Here is a 1650-nt window from a genome sequence, read left to right on the forward strand (position 1 = left end):
CCGAGATCTGAGCGCCCGAGCCGCTCACCTCGCATCACTGGCAGCGAACACCTCGATCCCGCGGATGCGAGCCTTCGTCCGCTCGCTGGTGACGATCGCCAGGGCTGCAGACAGGCAGAGCGCGACAATCACCAGTGACCTGATAGCCCGATGGCGCCGGTCCCAGATCTTTGATCGAATCATGGCCCCGACGAGTGGCCAGCGCGTGCGGCGAAAGCTTGGCCATTTCATGCCCCGATCCAGAGTTCGATAAGGATGAAGCCGAGTTCCGGTGCCACCACGTGCTCGATGCCCTAGAGCGGGTGCAGCACGTCGAGCAGCTCTATGCCGAAGTCGCGGCTGTTCTCGCCGAAGTAGCGAACCTGGTTTGGGCACGATGTATCCGACCGCTACGCCGAGCAGAATGCCGGCAACGACCTGGACATAGAGACTTTTGGGACCGGCATGCTCCTGCCGGTGGGTGCGCCGCGACCGGGTGAGGAGGGCCCGCTCTTCACCCTACCAGCAGCACCGGATGTGCCGGTTCCGCTACTCACCTCCACGGGGGTCCGGGCTCGGCCGCATCCTGGCGGGCGCACAGACAATCGAACGTAGCGGGGCCTCGGTGAGGCCGCTCTTTTCCTCGCATCTAACCTCGGTCCTCGTCGCGATGGCGCGCGACGCCCACGGCCTTGCCTGGCCCTGTTAAGCAACGTCGCCGACGACCTAGAGCGCGGCCGGCTGGTGCGTGCCGCCGGACCGGACAGTGACATTCCTGTCGAAATCCGCCTCTACCATCCGCGTGCCCGGCAAAGTCCGGCGGCGGAGTCCGGCGGCGGAGCGTCTTTGGTCGCTCGTGGCCAGCCCCGACCAGGACGGGCAAGGCGCGGTCGCCGCTGCGGTGTCCCCTGAGCCAGGGTGGGACCCGGCCTCGAACGTCGCAGGGCCGTAGGCGTGCATGACCTGCAGTATATGGACCATCCGGCAATGGCGGGTGCGGCGGCTGCAGCCTGGGCGAAGCCGTCCTCGAGCGCCCGATTTGACCGGCTGAGGAAGAGCCAGAGCTGGACTCATGTCAGTTTGGTTGATGACAGCCTATGGACTAGGACGGCAGCCTCACGCGTCATCGCTCAATTGAGGAGCGCGATTATTGCGTGAATGTCATCCACATCACCCGCTGTCCTGTTCGCCGCCCGCCGATGGCCAAGCACCAAGATCAACAGCAGCGTCGAAACGGTGACAGCGCTCCATTGGACGCCGGTCACAGTCCGGGCCCAAGTCCGGGCAAGATGTATGAGGGCAATCCCGATGGCGAATGCAGGGAGCAACCAAGACAGCATTGGTGCCGTGAACTAAGGTATTCCAACTCGTTCGATGTTTGATGCTGCTCTTGGTCACTATCAATGGTGATCTTCAGCACGGGCAGGACCTGCCTGCTTGGCTTTCCATGCTTTTTTGCGTTGCAGCAGCTCGATGCTGACGCCATCCGGATCCTCGATGAACAAATTGCGCAAACCGGGGTTCACCTCATTTATTCCCGAGACTATAGCGACGTCCTCTCGTTGAATTTCAGCTAGGAGCCCTCTCTGATTGGGGGCAGTGAGGCAAGCTACTCCTGATCCTCATCGGTCCCGGATGTATCGCTCCCGCAGGTCACGCGCTTCTCTTCGC

General features: G+C 62.7%; 2 protein-coding genes. Both read right to left on the reverse strand.

Annotation, left to right across the window (positions count from 1 at the left end; translation table 11 throughout):
• Nucleotides 1–24 precede the first annotated feature (24 nt).
• The gene (locus WDW90_RS36915; protein ID WP_336492692.1) at nt 25–231 is read right to left on the reverse strand and encodes a hypothetical protein; all 207 of its coding nucleotides are present in this window, start codon (nt 229–231) and stop codon (nt 25–27) included.
• A gap of 1148 nt (nt 232–1379) precedes the next feature.
• Nucleotides 1380–1505 carry a VOC family protein gene (locus tag WDW90_RS36920; RefSeq protein WP_336492693.1) on the reverse strand — a complete coding sequence of 42 codons (126 nt, stop codon included), beginning with the start codon at nt 1503–1505 and terminating at the stop codon, nt 1380–1382.
• Nucleotides 1506–1650: the final 145 nt, after the last annotated feature.

Origin of the sequence: Methylobacterium nigriterrae (assembly GCF_037106235.1) — a bacterium.
GTDB lineage: Bacteria > Pseudomonadota > Alphaproteobacteria > Rhizobiales > Beijerinckiaceae > Methylobacterium > Methylobacterium nigriterrae.